15 protein-coding genes are annotated in these 17,093 nt (G+C 75.7%); 9 read left to right on the forward strand and 6 right to left on the reverse strand.

Annotated features, from left to right (window positions below):
• The 4 genes from N866_RS09325 to N866_RS09340 form a co-directional block, all read left to right on the forward strand.
• Positions 1–878, forward strand: an 878-nt coding sequence (locus tag N866_RS09325; RefSeq protein WP_034225607.1) for a phosphatidate cytidylyltransferase, incomplete at its 5' end; no start/stop codon positions are given.
• Entirely contained in the window at positions 875–2,521 is a 1,647-nt protein-coding gene (locus N866_RS09330) for a 1-acyl-sn-glycerol-3-phosphate acyltransferase (protein ID WP_245612482.1), read from the forward strand. The genes N866_RS09325 and N866_RS09330, both read left to right, overlap by 4 nt.
• Before the next feature lie 54 nt (positions 2,522–2,575).
• Positions 2,576–6,181: a hypothetical protein gene (locus N866_RS09335; protein WP_245612484.1), complete on the forward strand. Its 3,606-nt coding sequence runs from the start codon at positions 2,576–2,578 to the stop codon at positions 6,179–6,181.
• 134 nt (positions 6,182–6,315) lie between these two features.
• Entirely contained in the window at positions 6,316–7,938 is a 1,623-nt protein-coding gene (locus N866_RS09340; protein WP_034225609.1) for a CYTH and CHAD domain-containing protein, read from the forward strand.
• Between the two features lie 312 nt (positions 7,939–8,250).
• Here N866_RS09340 and N866_RS09345 read toward each other — a convergent pair whose 3' ends face one another.
• Positions 8,251–9,075 (reverse strand): SDR family NAD(P)-dependent oxidoreductase, encoded by an 825-nt coding sequence (locus N866_RS09345; RefSeq protein WP_034225611.1) that lies wholly within the window; start codon positions 9,073–9,075, stop codon positions 8,251–8,253.
• 196 nt (positions 9,076–9,271) lie between these two features.
• On the opposite strand from N866_RS09345, the gene N866_RS09350 reads away from it, so the two are divergent.
• From N866_RS09350 to N866_RS09360, 3 genes are all read left to right on the forward strand, one after another.
• Entirely contained in the window at positions 9,272–10,672 is a 1,401-nt protein-coding gene (locus N866_RS09350) for a dihydrolipoyl dehydrogenase family protein (RefSeq protein WP_034225613.1), read from the forward strand.
• A gap of 113 nt (positions 10,673–10,785) precedes the next feature.
• Positions 10,786–11,613, forward strand: coding sequence for a sulfurtransferase (locus N866_RS09355; RefSeq protein WP_245612485.1), 828 nt, complete (start codon positions 10,786–10,788; stop codon positions 11,611–11,613).
• 127 nt (positions 11,614–11,740) lie between these two features.
• Positions 11,741–13,183 carry a basic amino acid/polyamine antiporter gene (locus N866_RS09360; protein ID WP_034225615.1) on the forward strand — a complete coding sequence of 481 codons (1,443 nt, stop codon included), beginning with the start codon at positions 11,741–11,743 and terminating at the stop codon, positions 13,181–13,183.
• A 162-nt stretch (positions 13,184–13,345) separates the two neighbouring features.
• Here the strand turns inward: N866_RS09360 and N866_RS09365 are convergent, their stop codons facing one another.
• Entirely contained in the window at positions 13,346–13,894 is a 549-nt protein-coding gene (locus tag N866_RS09365; protein ID WP_034225617.1) for a type 1 glutamine amidotransferase domain-containing protein, read from the reverse strand.
• A 156-nt stretch (positions 13,895–14,050) separates the two neighbouring features.
• Positions 14,051–14,431, reverse strand: coding sequence for a YchJ family protein (locus tag N866_RS09370; protein ID WP_216699419.1), 381 nt, complete (start codon positions 14,429–14,431; stop codon positions 14,051–14,053).
• Between the two features lie 135 nt (positions 14,432–14,566).
• Between N866_RS09370 and N866_RS09375 the strand changes: the two genes are divergently transcribed.
• A complete protein-coding gene (locus tag N866_RS09375; protein ID WP_216699420.1) occupies positions 14,567–15,232 on the forward strand; it encodes a uridine kinase family protein in 666 nt (221 codons plus the stop codon).
• Between the two features lie 29 nt (positions 15,233–15,261).
• Here the strand turns inward: N866_RS09375 and N866_RS09380 are convergent, their stop codons facing one another.
• The gene (locus N866_RS09380; protein WP_034225619.1) at positions 15,262–15,723 is read right to left on the reverse strand and encodes a ScoMcrA-related endonuclease; all 462 of its coding nucleotides are present in this window, start codon (positions 15,721–15,723) and stop codon (positions 15,262–15,264) included.
• A 37-nt stretch (positions 15,724–15,760) separates the two neighbouring features.
• Positions 15,761–16,165 carry a hypothetical protein gene (locus N866_RS09385; RefSeq protein WP_034225621.1) on the reverse strand — a complete coding sequence of 135 codons (405 nt, stop codon included), beginning with the start codon at positions 16,163–16,165 and terminating at the stop codon, positions 15,761–15,763.
• A 41-nt stretch (positions 16,166–16,206) separates the two neighbouring features.
• On the opposite strand from N866_RS09385, the gene N866_RS09390 reads away from it, so the two are divergent.
• Positions 16,207–16,755: a PadR family transcriptional regulator gene (locus tag N866_RS09390; protein WP_034225623.1), complete on the forward strand. Its 549-nt coding sequence runs from the start codon at positions 16,207–16,209 to the stop codon at positions 16,753–16,755.
• A gap of 67 nt (positions 16,756–16,822) precedes the next feature.
• Here the strand turns inward: N866_RS09390 and N866_RS21355 are convergent.
• The coding region (locus tag N866_RS21355; protein WP_034225626.1) for a hypothetical protein at positions 16,823–17,093 on the reverse strand (271 nt) is incomplete at its 5' end.

A 17,093-nucleotide genomic window follows, 5' to 3' on the forward strand; every position in this document is an offset into this window, starting at 1 on the left:
GCCTCGACCGGTCGGCCTTCGCCATCGACGTCGCGCTCGGACCGCTGGAGGTCGAGCTGCTGGGGCGCGCCGTCTTCCTCTTCGGGCTCTCCGTCGCGATCCTCGCGGTGGCGGCCGTGCCCGTCCTGCTGTCGCGACGCCCCGAGCTGCGCCGTCGCTGGTCCACCTGGGTGCTCATCGTCCCCGTCGTCGGCATCCCGATCTGGATCGGTCCGGCGACGACGGCGCTCCTCGCCGCGGCGCTCGCGCTGCAGGGGGTGCGCGAGTTCGGCGCCATGGCGCGGCTCCCCCGCGCGGAGCGGACCGTGCTGGCCGTCCTCGCGGTCGCCTACCCCGCAGCCGCCTGGCTCGCGCCCGACCTGCTCGCTCTCGCCCCGCTCGTCGCGCTGCTGTGCGCCGTGCCCGCGGTGCTCCGGGGGGACGTGCGTGACGGCATGACCCGGGCGGCCGCCACGGCCTTCGGGTCGATCTGGATCTGCTGGTCCCTCGCGCACCTCGTCGTCGTCGGGCGGGACGCCTACCTCCTCCTCTTCGCGGCGGCCGCGACCGACGTCGCCGCGTGGTGCGGGGGCACCGGGCTGCGTCGGTTCGCGTGGGCACGGCGGCCCCTGTCACCCTTGAGCCCCAGCAAGACCGTCGGGGGGCTGGCGGGGGCGGCGATCGGTGGAACGCTGGTCCTGGGGGTGCTGGGATCCGTGACACCGGGGCTGGTCGTGGCCGTGGTGCTCGGGAGCGTGGGAGGCGACCTCGTGGAGTCGATGGTGAAGCGTCAGGCGGGGGTCAAGGACGCCGGTGCGTGGCTGCCCGGGTTCGGCGGTCTGCTGGACCGGGTGGACTCGCTGCTGCTCGTCCTGCCGCTCGCGGCGGTCCTCGCGTGAGCGCCGAGCCGCGCCCCGACGACGTGCCCACCGTCCCCGAGCGGCCGGTCGGCCAGCTCCTCCGGGGTGAGGTGGGGGACGGCCCGGACGACGGCGCCGGTCCCGGCCCGACGTCGTCCGGCTCGGGGGCGTCCGGCGCGGAGGGGTCCGACGCCGAGGCGTCCGCCCCGGTCGCGCACAGCCACCGCCCCGACGAGGGGTTCGAGCACGCCCGCCAGATCGCCGCCGAGCTCACCGCGGCGCGTCGTCGGGCGGCCGAGGAGGCCCGGCGGGTCGCGGAGGACCTCGCCGAGCAGACCCGTCGGGCGGCCGGGGGCATCGCCGCGGACTTCGCCGCCGAGGCGCGGCAGCGTGCGGAGGACGCCGCGGAGCGCGCGCACGACCTCGCGACGGACGCCCGGCAGCGCGCCGAGGAGGCGGCCGAGCGGCTCTACCAGCGCCGCCGCCGCGTCGGCACCCCGCCCGGCTTCACCTACACCGGCGCCGCCCGCAAGACGTTCTGGCGGTGGTTCTTCCAGGCGATCGGCGGGTTCAAGGTCACCGGCAGCGCGCCGTACGAGGCGATGGTCGTCGTCGCGAACCACAGCTCGCACGCGGACACCCCCGCGCTCATCGCGGCGTTCCCCACCCCGTACAAGCCGATGGTCGTCGCGGCGGAGGACTACTGGTTCACCACGCGGTGGCGCAAGGCGGTCGTCAAGCTGGCGATCGGCGCCGTGCCCGTGCGGCGCAAGGGCGGGGGCGGGTACGACTCGCTCGTCGAGGGCGCGCAGCAGGTGCTCGGGCAGGGCTCGAGCCTGCTGGTGTTCCCGGAGGGCACCCGCAGCAAGGACGGCACGCTCGGCACGTTCCGCAAGGGCGCGCTGCGGATGGCCAAGGAGTTCGACGTCCCGATCCTGCCGGTGGCCGTCGTGGGGACGCACGACCTGCTGCCCAAGGGCGGGTCGTTCCGGCCGGGCCCGGTCGAGGTCCGCCTGGGCCGCGCTATCCAGCCGGAGGACCTCCGGGACAGCATGCAGCCGGTGGTGGACCAGATCCAGGAGCTGCTCGACATGGGCCCGGCGTCGTACAAGCCGTCGCCGACGTGGCGGGCCTTCCACCGCGCCCTGGACGGGCCGGTGGGCAAGGCGGGTGCCGTGGCCTGGGGCTTCGCCGAGGCGACGATCTCGCCGGTCACCGCCGAGATGTACCTCGCCGTCGTCGGCGCCGCCAACCCGCCCCGGGTGCTCTCGGCGGCGCGCTGGCTCGCGGTCGGCTCCGTCGCGGGGGCGCTGGTCAACCGGGGCCTGGTGCGGCGCGGCGTCCGGATCCCGGCGCCCCTCACGCCGGCCCCCATGCACCGTGTCGCGCACGAGCACATGGCGCGGGGGGCACAGGGCGTCTGGCGGCAGGCGCTCGACGGCATCCCGGTCAAGGTCTACGCGCAGGCCGCCGGGGATCTCGACGTGCCGGCGGTCCCGTTCGCCCTGCACACGGCGGGGGCCCGCGCGGCGCGGGCGCTGGCGATCGGGGCCGCGGTGGCCGGGGCCGCGCGGGTGACGCAGCCGATGCTGCGGCGTGGGTACGAGCCGTACCTGGGGTTCCTCGGGGTGTCGTTCGCCGGTGGCCTGGCGCTCGTGGTCCGGCGGTGGGCGCGCCGCTGACCGGCGGGACGGGGGCGCGGAGACCGTTGCCGACGGGGAGGTCGGCGTGGCACGATGAGAGAGCGCTCTCTCGCCGCCGACGACGGCCGGCGCCCCAAGGGGAGCCGCGTGCGCCCGGACGGTCCCGGCGCCCACCAGGAGAACCTCATGTCCATCGGCGCTGCCGCCCGGCCCACCGCCCTCTCGCCGTCCGGTCCTGACGCCGGCGTCACGGGCGACCTCGTCGACCTCGACGGGCGCCGGTTCTACCGGATCCGGCACGTCGACCGGATGCCGCCGTTCTTCATGACCCTCGTGGGCGCGAGCGACCTCTGGGTGTTCCTCGCGAGCACGGGCGGCGTGACCGCCGGCCGCGTCGAGGCCGACCGCGCGCTCTTCCCCTACACGACCGAGGACAAGGTCACCGACGGCGTCCGGTCCACCGGCGGCCTCACCGTGCTGCGGGTCGCGACCGACGACGGCGTCGTCGTCTGGGAGCCGTTCGCCCCCTTGCGCCCGGGCGACCCGGCGGTCGAGCGGGATCTCTACAAGGACGTGCTCGGCACGACGCTCGTCATGGAGGAGACCCGGCCGGACCTGGGCCTGCGCTTCCGCGCGACGTGGCAGACGAGCGCCCGCTACGGCGTCGTCCGCGGCGGGGCCCTCGCCTCGACCGGCGCCACGGCCACCGGCACCCGCGAGGTCGAGGTGCTCGACGGCTTCCGCAACCTCCTGCCGGCCGGCGCGACCGTCCAGGTCCAGAACGAGCTGAGCAGCCTCCTCGACGCGTACAAGCGCACCGAGGTCGACCCCGCGACGGGCCTCGGCCTGCTCTACCTCAACTCCCACCTCACCGACCTCGCCGAGCCGAGCGAGTCCCTCCACGCCAACGTCGCGTGGCAGGTCGGGCTCGACGACGTCGACCACCTCCTGTCCGACCGGCAGGTGACCGCGTTCGCCTTCGGCGACCCGGTCGCCCCCGAGGCGGAGGTCCGCGGCGAGCGCGGGGCCTACCTCGTGCGCAGCCGCGTGGCCCTGGCGCCGGGGCAGGAGCGCCGCTGGTCCGTCGTCGCCGACGTCGACCTGGACGCGGCCGCCGTCGTCGACCTCCAGGCCGACCTCGCCGCGGGCGGCCTGGCGACGCGCCTCGCGGAGGACGTCGCCGCGACCCGCGCCGAGCTCGAGCGTCTCGTCACCACCGCCGACGGCGCCCAGGTCAGCGGCGACGAGCTGGCGGCCGCCCACCACGCCGCGAACGTCCTGTTCAACCTCATGCGCGGCGGCATCCCCGTCGACGGGTACGCCGTCGAGGCGGCGGACGTGCGCCGGTTCGTCGAGCAGCGGAGCCCGCGGACGGCCGCGCGCCGTGCCGACGTCCTCGACGCGCTGCCCGAGCAGCTGAGCATCGGCGACCTGCTGCAGCGCGCGCAGGCCAGCGGCGACGCCGACCTGCGCCGCCTCGCCGCCGAGTACCTGCCGCTGACCTTCAGCCGGCGCCACGGCGACCCCAGCCGCCCCTGGAACAAGTTCCGCATCGCGCTGACCGACGACGACGGCCGTACCCGCGTGGACTACCAGGGCAACTGGCGCGACATCTTCCAGAACTGGGAGGCCCTGGCCTGGTCGTTCCCGGAGTACGTCGAGTCGATGACGACGGTCTTCCTCGACGCGACCACCGCCGACGGCTACAACCCGTACCGGATCTCCCGCTCGGGCATCGACTGGGAGGTCCCGGAGCCGGAGAACCCGTGGGCGAACATCGGGTACTGGAGCGACCACCAGGTCGTCTACCTGTGCAAGCTCATCGAGACCTCGCTGCGCTTCCACCCGGACCGGCTCCCCGCGCTCGTCGACGCGCCGCTCTTCACCCACGCGGACGTGCCGTACCGGCTCGCGTCCTACCGGCGGACCGTCGCGGACCCGTCCTCGACCATCACCTTCGACACGGAGGCGCACGCGGCCGTCGAGAAGCGCGTGGCCACCGAGGGCGCGGACGGCCGCCTCGTGCGCGGCGCCGACGGCGACCTCGTCCGCGTCACGCTGGCCGAGAAGCTCCTGCTGACCGTCCTCGCGAAGCTCGTCAACCTCGTCCCCGAGGGCGGCATCTGGATGAACACCCAGCGCCCCGAGTGGAACGACGCGAACAACGCGCTCGTCGGCCGGGGGCTGTCCGTCGTCACGCTCGCGTACGTGCGGCGCTACCTCGACGTGGTCGAGGGGCTGCTGGACCGCGACGTCACCGTGACGACCGAGCTGGGCGACCTGTTCCGCGACGTCCTGCAGACCCTGACCCGGCACGTCGGGGCCACCGTGGAGGGCTTCACGGACGGCCTGCGCCGCACCGTCATGGACGAGCTCGGCGCGGCGGGCACGGCCTACCGCTCCCAGGTCTACGGCGGGTTCGACGGCCACCGCGTGACGCTGGAGCGCGAGCACGTCCGGGCGCTGCTCGACGTCGCGCGCCGGTACGTCGACTCCGGCCTGCGGGCCAACCGCCGCGAGGACGGCCTGTTCCACTCGTACAACGTGATCGACCTCGGCAGCGACCACGCCGGGATCCGCCGGCTCCAGGTCATGCTCGAGGGGCAGGTCGCCGTGCTCTCCTCCGGGCTGCTGGGCCCCGCGGAAGCCCGCGACGTCCTCGCGGCGCTGCGGACCTCACCCCTGTACCGGGCGGACCAGCACAGCTACATGCTGTACCCGGACCGGGACCTGCCCACGCTTCTCGACAAGAACCGCGTCCCCGCCGCCCGCGCGACGTCGCCGCTGTTCGCGGCCCTCGTCGAGGCGGGCGACCGGTCCGTGGTGCTGCGCGACCGCCACGGCGACTACCGCTTCGCGCCGGCCGTGCGGAACGAGCGCCACGTGCGCGCGGGCCTGGCCGCCGCGGCGTCGTCGGGGGCGGTGGACCCGGCGCTCGTGGCACAGGAGCGGGGCGCGCTGCTGGAGGTCTTCGAGGAGGTCTTCCACCACGCGGAGTTCACGGGCCGCTCCGGCTCGTTCTTCGCGTTCGAGGGGCTCGGCAGCATCTACTGGCACATGGTCTCCAAGCTGCTGCTGGCGGTGCAGGAGCACCACGAGCAGGCGGTCGCCACGGGCGCGCCGGCCGACGTCGTCGCGGACCTCGCCGCCGCGTACGAGGACGTCCGCCAGGGCCTGGGCTACTGCAAGTCGCCGCAGCAGTACGGCGCCTTCCCGGTCGACCCGTACTCGCACACCCCGGCCGGCCGCGGCGCCCGCCAGCCCGGGATGACGGGACAGGTCAAGGAGGAGGTGCTGACGCGCCTGGGTGAGCTGGGCCTGCGGGTGGAGGAGGGTCGCGTCGTCGTCCGGCCGGCGCTGCTGCGGCCGCAGGAGTGGACCACGGCGCCGACGACGTTCCGGTACCGCGACGTGGGCGGCGCCCCGCGCGAGGTGGACCTGCCGGCCGGGTCGCTGGCGTTCACGTTCTGCCAGGTCCCGGTGCTGTACCGCGCGGACGACGACGCCGTCGCGGGCCAGGTCGAGGCGGACCGGGACGACGCCGGCGGTGTCGCGCCGGTCCGGGTGTCCCGGGTCGAGGTGCTGCTCGCCGACGGCCGCACGGTGCAGGCGCTCGACGGCGTGCTGCCCGCGGACCTCAGCGCGGCGGTCTTCGCGCGCACCGGGCTCGTGGAGCGCATCACGGCGCAGCTCGGCTGACCCGCGAGGTCTTCGCGCCGCGGTGGAGGGTTGGTCGTGCAGGGGGCGACCAACCCTTCACCGTGTCCGGCCCGGGCTGCGCCGGACCGGCGGGCGGGGCTGCGCCGGACCGGCGGAGCGGACACGATGAGCGCATGGCGGCGCAGACGCAGGTGGAGCGTGAGATCAAGCTCGACGTGCCCGAGGGGGTCGAGCTGCCGGAGCTCGACGGGCTGCCCGGCGTGGCCGAGGTCCGCACCGAGGTCATCGACCACGAGGCCGTCTACTTCGACACCGCGGACCTGCGCCTCCTGCGGAACCGGATCACGCTGCGGCGTCGCTCCGGCGGCCCGGACGAGGGCTGGCACCTCAAGCGGCCGCTGCCCGACGGCGACCGCTCCGAGACGCGCCTGCCGCTCGGGCGGGCGACGCGGACCGTGCCGAGCGAGCTCCGGGGGCAGGTGCAGGTCCACGTCCGCACCGGGACGCTCGTGCCCGTCGCGACGCTGCGGACCCGGCGCGAGGTGCACCGTCTCGTGGCCGACGACGGGAGCGTGCTCGCCGAGGTCTGCGACGACGCCGTGGACGGCACGGTCGGCGGCGTGGACCGGTCGAGCGGCGGTGCCGGCAGCGGCTGGCGCGAGTGGGAGGTCGAGCTCGTCGACGGCGACGACGCCCTCCTGGAGGCCGCGCGCGAGCGCCTCCTCGGTGCCGGGGCCGTCGCGGCAGGCCACGCGTCCAAGGTCGGCCGCCTGCTCCGGTCGGCGATGCCCGAGGCCGCCGAGCCGGTGCCCGAGCCGGTGCCCGAGCCGGTCAGCGGCCTGCGGGCGGGCACGGCCGGCGACGTCGTCTGGCGCCACCTCGCGGAGCAGGTCGCGGCGCTGAAGGCCCTCGACCCGCAGGTCCGGGCCGACGAGCCCGACGCCGTCCACCGGCTGCGGGTCGCGGCGCGGCGGCTCCGCTCGACCCTGCGGACGTACCGGCCGCTGCTGGACCGTGCCGTGACCGACCCGCTGCGCGACGAGCTCGACGCCCTCGGTGAGCCGCTGGGCCGCGCCCGGGACGCGGAGGTGCTCGCGGCGCGGCTGGAGGCGCTCGTCGCGGAGCAGCCGTCGGAGCTCGTCCTCGGACCCGTCGAGCGCCGGCTCCGGGATCGCGCCCGCGCCGAGCACCGCCGCGCCCAGGACGACGTCGTCGCCTACCTCGCCGGCGCGCGCTACCTGGCCCTCCTCGACGACCTCGACGCGCTCGTGGCGGCGCCCCCGTGGCGGGGGCGGGCCCGGCGGAAGGCCACGAAGGTCCTGCCCGCCGCGGTGGCGCGGGTGTGGCGGGACGCCGTCGCCCGGGTCGAGGCGGTGCCCGAGGGCGCCGGTGATATCGCCGGGCCGGACGGCGCCGGTGACGTCGCCGGAGAGAACGGCGCCGGTGACATCCCTGGTGCTGTCGGTGCCGACGTCGCCCTGCACGAGGCGCGGAAGGGCGTGCGCCGCGTGCGCTACGCGGCGGAGGCGGTGGCGCCGGCCCTCGGGGGGCAGGCTGCCCGGTTCGCGGCGCGGGTCGAGGCGGTCCAGGACGCGCTCGGCGAGCACCAGGACAGCGTGGTGGCGCGGCGGGCGCTGCGGGAGATCGGCGTCGCGGCGCACCTGGAGGGGGAGAACGCCTTCACGTGGGGCCTGCTGCACGGCGTCGAGCGCGAGCGGTCCGCGTCGGCGCGGGCGGACTTCCGGCGCCGGTGGTCGAAGGCCACGCGCCCGAAGCGCACCCGCTGGCTCACCTGACGTCCGACTGCGCCGACCCGCTCCGGACGCTGACCCCCGGGTCCCTGCCCCGCCCGCGCCCCTGACCCTTCCGGCCCCTGGCCCTCCCTCGCCCGTCGCCGAGCTCGGTAGTTGGCGTCGAGATCGGTACGTGGGAGGACCGAGCTCGACGCGGAGTACCGAGCTCGTGGTGCCGAGCTCGTGGTGCCGAGCTCGTGGTGCCGAGCTCGTGGTGTCGAGCTCGTGGTGCCGAGCTCGTGGTGGCGAGCTCGTGGTGGCGAGCTCGTGGTGCCCGGCGCGGAGGCGCGCGGCGGGCGTCCGGGCGGTGGTCCGTCAGGGAGTGACGCCGACCAGGTCCGCGCTGCGCTCCCAGAGGCCGGCGGCGAGGGCGGCGTCGTCGGCCTGGGGGCTGGTCTGCTGGGGGCGGCGCTTCTCGTAGAAGCCCCCCGGCGTCCACTCCTCGCGCGGCGCGGTGGCGAGCCAGACGAGCGTGTCGGCGCCCTGCTCGGGCGTGAGCATGAAGAACCGGCGCAGCGGCGTCCGGTAGAAGAAGCGGAACATGCTGTGCGACTCGGTGGCGAAGCTCGTCGCGACGACGCCCGGGTGGAACGCCGCCGTGGCGATCGCATCCCCGTGGCGGCGGTGCAGCTCGCGCGTGAACAGGACGTTGGCGAGCTTGCCGTCGCCGTAGGCCTTCTGCGCGGAGTACTTCCGCTCGTTGTGCAGGTCGTGCAGGTCGATCTTCCCGAAAAGCCGCGCCGCGGCGCTCGACGTGTTGATCACCGTCGCTCGGCTCTCCCGGAGGCGGTCCAGGAGCAGGTGGGTGAGCAGGAACGGTCCGAGGTGGTTGACCTGGAGGGTCTTCTCGTGGCCGTCCTTGGTCACCTCGCGCGAGCCCATGACGCCGCCCGCGTTGTTGGCGAGCACGTCGATGCGCGGGTAGGCGTCGCGCAGCTCGTCCGCGAGGCGGCGCACCTGGTCCAGGTCCGCGAAGTCCGCGAGGTGGTGGGGCGAGCCGAGCTCGTCGGCCAGGGCGCGCGTCTTGCCCTCCGACCGCCCGACGACGACGACCCGGTCACCGCGCGCGGACAGCTCCCGGGCGGCGGCGGCGCCGATCCCGTCGCTGGCGCCGGTGATGACGACGGTGCGCTGGCTCATGGGTCTCCTCGGGTCGGCGTGCGGGTCCGTGCACCTGCCGCAACGAGGCGCGCTTCCGTCGTGTTCCGTGCGAGCGGCTGAGCAAGCCTGCCGTGGTGCGGGCAGCGGACGGGAGGGGGCGGTCGGCTGAGGCGGTCGGCTGAGGACCGGCCGATCCCCGCGCGCGCTCGCGGCCGGCGCCCGTCAGGGTAGGGGCATGATCGACTCTTACGACGTCCTCGTGGTCGGCGCCGGCCCGGCCGGCACCGCCGCGGCCCTGCGCGCAGCCGAGCTCGGTGCTCGGGTCGGCGTGGTGGAGGCGGGCCCGACGGGCGGCACGTGCGTCAACACCGGCTGCGTCCCGACCCGCGTCCTGGCCAAGACCGCGCGCCTCATGCGCGAGGTCCGCACCGCCGACACCTACGGGATCTCGGTGACCGAGCAGCGCATCGACTGGCCCACGACGGTCGCGCGGGTCCGCGCCACCGTCGACCGCGTCCGCGCCACCAAGGACGACGCCGGCCGCTTCGACGGGGCCGACGTCGACCTCCTGCGGGGCCGGGCCCGGTTCGTCTCCCCCCACGAGCTGGAGGTCCGCGACGCCGACGGCTCGGGCACGCGGCGGGTCCGGGCCGAGACGGTCATCCTCTGCGTCGGCGGACACTCGCGGCGGCTGCCGGTGCCCGGCGCCGAGCTCGCGACGATGCCGGAGGAGGTCCTGGAGCTGCCGGACCTGCCGCGCCGGGTCGCCGTCGTCGGGGCGGGCAACACCGGCGCGCAGCTCGTGACGATCTTCAACGCGTTCGGCAGCGACGTGACGCTGCTGGAGGTGGCGCCGCGGATCCTCGCCCAGACCGACCCGGACGTGTCCGCGCACGTGACGGCCGCGTTCCGCGACCAGGGTGTCCACGTCGAGACGGGCATCGAGACCGTCGAACGGCTCGAGCGGACCGACGACGGCGTCCGGCTCGCCTGGCGCGCGGAGGGCGAGGCGCGCGACGTCGTCGTCGACGCGGTGGTCATGTCGACGGGGTGGCCCGCCGCGGTCGAGGACCTCGGGCTCGACGCCGCCGGGGTGCACGCGGAGAAGGGCCGCATCCCGGTCGACGAGTACCTCGCGTCGAACGTCGGGCACGTCTACGTCGCCGGAGACGCCAACGGGATGGCGATGCTCGTCCAGGCGGCGAACTCCGAGGCGGAGGCGGCGGCGCGCAACGCGGTGCTCGGCACGACGGTCCGGACCCCGCACCGACTCCTGCCCGCGGGCGGCTTCACGGACCCGGACTACGCCGACGTCGGCCTCACCGAGCCCGAGGCGCGCGAGCGCGACGAGCACTGCGTGAGCGTGCTGGTGCCGTACGACGAGCTCGAGCGGCCCGTCATCGACGACCGCCCGCGCGGCTTCCTCAAGCTCGTGGCCGACCGGCGCCGCGAGTACCTGCTCGGCGCGCACGCGGTGGGCGAGAACGCCGTGGAGGTCATCCAGGCCGTGACGACGGCGATGGCCGCGGGGGTCGACGTCGCGACGCTCGCCCAGGTCGAGTTCGCCTACCCGACCTACACCGCGGCGATCGGCGTCGCGGCGCGTCGCCTGCTGGAGGTGCCGGCGGTCCGCTGACCCGCCCGCCCTGACGGTGGAGGAGCGCATCGGGGAAGCTCGGTGGCGGTGGGCGCCCCCGACTCTCCCCGATCTTCACGCCCGACCGCGGCGTCCGGTGGGACAGTGGTGCGGTGACGGCTGCGCTGATCTCGCCCGAGGCCCTGTCCATGAGACTGGCCGACGACGACGCCCCACCTCCCTTGCTCCTGGACGTCCGGTGGGTGCTCGCCGGGTCGGACCGGGCCGGCTACGAGGCGGGGCACCTGCCGGGCGCGGTGTTCCTCGACCTGGACCGTGAGCTGGCGTCGCCGCCGGGGGAGGGCGGGCGCCACCCGCTGCCGTCGCCGGAGGACCTCGAGGCGACCTTCCGTCGCCTGGGCGTCGGGCCGGACCGGGACGTGGTCGTCTACGACGGCGGCGTCGGGGCCGCCGCGGCGCGCGCCTGGTGGGTGCTCCGCTGGGGCGGGCACGAGCGGGTGCACGTGCTCGACGGCGGGCTCCCGGCGTGGGTCGCGGCCTGCGGGGCGGTGGAGAGCGGTGACGTCGTCCCCGTGCCCGCCCCGGACGCCGTCGTTCGTCCGGGCGGCCTGCCCGTGCTCACGGCCGACGACGTCCTGGCCGGGGGGCGCGTGCTGCTGGATGCCCGTGCCGCGGAGCGGTTCCGGGGCGAGGTGGAGCCGATCGACCCGGTGGCCGGCCACGTCCCCGGCGCCGTCAACGTGCCCACCTCGGCGCTGCTGGCGGGCGACGGCCGCTACCTGCCGCCCGCCCGCCTGCGCGCCGTGCTCACCGCGGGCGTGTGGGCGGAGGGGGAGGTCGGCGCCTACTGCGGCTCGGGCGTCACCGCGGCGCAGCTGGTGCTGGCCCTGCACGAGGTGGGGGTCGTCGCGGCCCTGTACGCGGGCTCGTGGTCGGAGTGGGTGCGCGACCCGTCCCGGCCGGTCGCGGTCGGCGACTGACGCGTCCGCCGCGCCGCTGCCCCGGGTGTGCTGCGTACGGTCGTGCCGACGAAGGTCCGGAGCTCGGCCAGCGCTCATCGTGCATACTCGTGAGGTTGCACTCATAGGTATGTAACGAGGGAGAGCAGTGAGCACGAGCACCAACGCAGCGCCCGCGACCGGCGTCCGCACGGTGGGTGTCCCGACGCTCGCCGCCGTCGTCGTCGGGTCGATGGTGGGCGCCGGCGTCTTCGCCCTGCCCGGCCGCTTCGCCGCGGAGACCGGGGTGTGGGGGGCGCTCGTCGCGTGGGCGGTGGCGGGCACCGGGATGCTCACGGTGGCCCTGGTCTTCCAGAACCTCGCGGTGCGTCGACCGGACCTCGACGCCGGCGTCTACTCCTACGCCAAGGCGGGGTTCGGGGAGTACCTCGGCTTCTTCTCCGCCTTCGGGTACTGGGCCAGCGCGTGCGCGGGGAACGTCACCTACTGGGTGCTCATCATGTCGACCCTCGGCGCCGTGTTCCCGGCGCTCGGGGCGGGCGACACGGTGCTCGCCGTCGCGCTCTCCTCGGTGGGCCTGTGGGTGTTCTACCTGCTCGTCCGGCGCGGGGTGCGGGAGGCGGCGGCGGTCAACCGCGTCGTCACGGTCGCCAAGCTCCTGCCCATCCTCACGTTCGTGCTGCTCACGGCCTTCGTCTTCGACCCCGCGGTGTTCGCCGAGAACCTCTCCGGCGGTGCGGGCGCCCCGCCGCTGTGGGAGCAGGTGCGCGCCACGATGCTGACGACGGTCTTCGTGTTCCTCGGCGTCGAGGGCGCCAGCGTCTACTCCCGCCATGCCCGGCGTCGGCAGGACGTCGGCCGGGCGACCCTCCTCGGCTTCCTCAGCGTGCTGGCCGTCTTCGCGTCCGTGACGGTGGTGGCGTACGGGATCCTGCCGCGCGCCGAGATCGCGGCGCTGGACGAGCCGTCGATGGCGGGCGTCTTCGAGGCCGCCGTCGGGCCCTGGGGTGCCGGGCTGGTCGCCGTCGGGCTCGTGGTCTCCGTCGGGGGCGCCTACCTGGCCTGGACCCTCATGGCCGCCGAGGTGATGTTCGTCGCGGCGAAGGACCGGGACATGCCGCGGCTGCTCGCCCGGGAGCGCAAGGACGTGCCGGTCGGCGCGCTGCTGCTGACGTCCGTCGTGGTGCAGGTGCTGCTCGTGGTCACGCTCGCGTCGGAGGACGCGTTCGGCCTCGCGCTGGAGCTGACGAGCGCGCTGGTGCTCGTGCCGTTCCTCCTGGCGGCCGGGTACGGCCTGCGCCTCGTGCTGCGGCGGGAGGGCTACGCGCCGGGCGAGCGGGTGTGGCGGCGCGACGTCGTCGTCGCGGGGGTGGCGACCCTCTACACGGTGTTCCTGCTGTGGGCGGCGGGGCCGTCCTACCTGCTGCTGTCCTTCGTGCTCTACGCGCCCGCGACGATCCTCTTCGCCCTGGCGCGGCGCGAGCAGGGTCGCCGGGTGCTCGAGGGGCGCGAGGTGGTGATCTTCGCGGTCTCGGTCGTCGGGGCCGCCGTCGGCGTGTGGGCGCTGGCGACGGGTGCGATCACACTCTGACCGTGCTCCCGCGCGGGCCCGCTCGGCGGGGATCTCCCCGCCGGTGCGGGGATCGGGGCGAGTTCCCCGCGATGGACGCGGGGTTCTCTCCACGATCCTGCCGGTGGCGTGCGCGAGCCCCCTCGCGCCGGGGGCGGGAGGGGGCTCGCGGGGGACGGGCTGTCAGGCGGTCTGGCGCTCGTGGACGCCCTCGGCGATCTCCTCGACGAGCTTGGCGTTGAACGCCGGCAGGTCGTCGGGCACCCGGCTCGAGACCAGGCCGTGGTCCGTGACCACGTCCTCGTCCACCCACGTCGCGCCGGCGTTGCGCAGGTCCGTCCTGAGCGACGGGTAGGAGGTCATGGTCCGCCCGCGGACGACGTCGGCGTCCGTGAGGATCCAGCCGCCGTGGCAGATGACGCCGACCGGCTTGTGCTGCTCGAAGAAGGCCTTGGCGAACCGGACGGCGTCGGTGTCCATGCGGATCGTGTCGCCGTTCGCGACACCGCCGGGCAGGACGAGGGCGTCGAACCGGCCGGCGTCAGCCGCGGACACGGCCTCGTCGACCTGCGCCTCGTGACCGTTCTTGCCGGTGATCGTCCCGGTCTCGGGGGAGACGAGCACCGCCTGCGCGCCGTGCTCGGTGACGGCCTGCCAGGGGCTCGTCAGCTCGCTGTCCTCGAAGCCGTTCGTCGCCAGGAAGGCCACGGTCTTCCCGTTCAGGTGGCTCATGGGGTCCTCCGTTCGTCGTGCGTTCGGGGGTCGCTTCGACCCTAGGACGACGTGCCGGAGGCCTGCATCTGGACCGGGAGCGGTGCCAGGCCCCGCTCAGGCGCGACGGAGCCGTGGGGCCGTGGACCCGTGGAGCCGTGGGCGCTGTCGCCGTCGTCAGGAGACGGCGCCGTCCACGTAGAGCCACTGCCGGTCCTCGCGGACGAACCGGCTGACCTCGTGCAGCGTCCCCGCTCCCGACGGCGAGCGCCGGTACGCCCGGAACTCCACGACGCCGTCGGTGTCGAGCAGACCCCCGCGCTCGGTCCGCAGGACGTCGAGGCGGTACCAGCGGTCCTCCGGGTCCAGCTCGAGCTCGCGCGGCCGCGTGGACGGGTGCCAGGTGCGCAGCAGGTACGCGGTGTCGCCGGTCGCGAACGCGCTGAACCGCGAGCGCATGAGGCGCTCGGCCGTCGGGGCGCGCTCGCCCGCGTGGAGCGGTCCGCAGCACTCGCCGAGCAGCAGGCCGGTGCCGCAGGGGCAGCGCACGTCGGTCACCGGTCCAGTATCCCGGCGGCCGACGACGGCGCGGGCGGGCCGGTTGGTGCGGGCGCCACCGGGCACCACAGCACTGCGCAGAACCGGCGGCCCGTTCCGGCCCGACGGCGCGCGCGGTGCGGTGAGATGGGCGCCGTGACGCTGCCTCCCGGTGAACCCGAGCTCGGCCCCTGGCGGACCGTGCCCCTGCGCGACCTGCTCGACGTCGTCCGTGCCGAGGCCGGCGACCCCGTCGGCCGGCCGCGCGTCGTCGCGGTGGACGGTCGGGGGGCGTCGGGCAAGACGACGCTCTCGGCGCGGCTGCAGCGGCTCGTGCCGCGGTCCGCCGTCGTGCACGTCGACGACCTCTCCTGGAACGAGCCGCTGTACGAGTGGGGCCACCTCCTCGCCGAGGACGTGCTGGAGCCGCTGCACGCCGGGCGGGCGCTGTCGTTCAGGCCCCCGCAGTGGGGCGTGCACGGGCGGCCCGGCGCGATCGAGGTCCCGGCGGGCCTGGACCTCGTCGTCGTCGAGGGGACCGGGGCCAGCCACGCCGAGCACGCCGGTCTGGTCGACGCCACGGTGTGGGTGCAGGCGGACTTCGCGCTCGCGGAGGTCCGCGGCATCGCGCGGGACGTCGAGCAGGGCGTCAACGGCGATCTGGCCGAGGCGACCGCCTTCTGGCACGAGTGGATGGTCGCGGAGCTGGCGTTCTTCGAGCGGCAGCGGCCGTGGGAGCGCGCGTGCGTCGCGGTCAACGGGTCGCCGTCGGGCGCGTTGCGCGAGGACGAGGTCCAGCTCGCCGCGGTCCGGCCCGCCTGAGGGATGCCGGGGCTACCCCGGCCGACGCGTCAGCCGCAGTCGTCGCAGCGGCCCGTGGCGGGCAGCGCCATCGAGCAGGTGGGGCAGATCGCGGGCGGCACCTCCTCGCGGGTGCGCGCGCGGGTTGCGGTGGGGCGGGGCCGGGTGGAGCCGGCGTTCGAGCGCGCCGGCGTGCGGCTGGTGCCGGACCGGGTGGGCGTCCGCACCGCGGCCGCCGGCTCGGTCACGCCGAAGCCCCGGCGGCGCAGGATCGTGACCACGACGTCCATGCTGCTGGCGAACTCCTCCGCGGTGGCCAGGCGCCCCGTCGCGAACCGGTGCGCGACGCCGACGACGGCGCGCAGGTCGTAGCTCTGGCCCTGGTGCACGAGCGCGTAGGCGGGCAGCGGCTCGAAGCCGTGCACGGCGAGGAACTCCTCCTCCCCCCGCGCGTCGTACTCGGCGACCGCCTGGAGGAGGTGGTTCTGGGTCAGGGAGGAGAAGGTCGCCACGACACCGAGCCTACGACGGCGCGGCGGGGGCGGGGTCTCAGGCCGTGAGGGCGACGGTCGCGCAGGCGGCGAGCAGGAGGACGGACACCGGCAGCCAGAGGGCGCGCTCGAGCCGCGACGGCGTGATCGCGTTGAGCACGCACGCGACGACCAGCACGGCGACGACGGCGATCGTGGCGGCCGGGAGCCAGGGATCCGGCAGCGGTGCCCACACGTCGAGGCCCGCCCGCCGCAGGACGACGAGCAGCACCCCGGCCCACACCGCGGCCGCGACGGCGGAGGTCACCCGCAGCCGCCTGGGCAGCCGGGCCGCGGCACCCCCGTAGGCCGCGCGGCCCCACGGTGCGCCGGCGGCCAGCGCGACCTGGAAGACGACGAGGCCGAGGAGCAGGACGGCGGCCACCGCGGCGGCGGCGGCGGTCAGGGTGCTCGGCTCGTTCATGTCTGCCAGATATAGACCTCTCTGGCAGATAGAGTCAACCCATGGCCAAGCCGTCGCAGACCGAGCTCGCCGTGCTCGCCGCCCTCTCCGTCCGGCCGATGACGGGGTACGCGGCGCGGGAGGCGATCGTCACCGAGCTCGGCATGTTCTGGAGCGAGTCCTTCGGTCAGATCTACCCGGCCCTGGCCCGGCTCCGGGAGGCGGGGCTCGTCGAGGCGGTCCAGGCGCAGGGGTCGCGGTCCGCGGTGCACCGGCTGACGCCTGCCGGTCGTGAGCGGCTGGTCGAGCTGCTGCGCGAGCCCGTCGTGGCCTCACCGCCCCGCAACGGGATGCTCCTGCGACTGTTCTTCGGCGACGTCCTGGGCCCGGCCGCGTGCGCGGAGCTCGTCCTGGACGCCCGACGGCGCGCCGAGGAGACCCTGGCGCGCCTGGCGGACGCCCGCCGCGGCGCGGAGGCCGAGAACCACCCGCAGCAGCCGTACTGGCTCATGACGGTGTCGGCCGGGGAGCACGCCGCGCGCGCCACCCTCGCGTGGGCGGACGAGACGCTGGACGCGCTGAGCCGCCTCGGGGGACCCGCCGCCGGGTGACCGGCTGGCGGCCGGACCGCGTGCCCGTCGGGGCCGTGCCCCTACCGGCGTGGCGGCGGCGAGGCCCTCACAGGGCGCGCAGCCGCGACGGCTCGTAGCCGGGCACGTCCGTGCGTCGGGTCGGGACCGGTGCCGCGATCACGACGGTCGGCACCGACACCGCCGGCGTGACCGACTGCTGCCACCGCTTGGCCGCGGAACCGGCCAGACGGGCCTCCGCCGGTCGTCCCGCCGCGCGCAGGTGCACCGCGAGATCCTGGTGCGCCGCCGCGGCGAGGTGGACGAGCCCGGCGCGCCCGGCCGTCTCCGCGGCGGCGGCGGCGGCCGAGGCGTCCTCC

This window comes from Actinotalea ferrariae CF5-4, from assembly GCF_000603945.1.
In the GTDB taxonomy this organism is placed as follows: domain Bacteria; phylum Actinomycetota; class Actinomycetes; order Actinomycetales; family Cellulomonadaceae; genus Actinotalea; species Actinotalea ferrariae.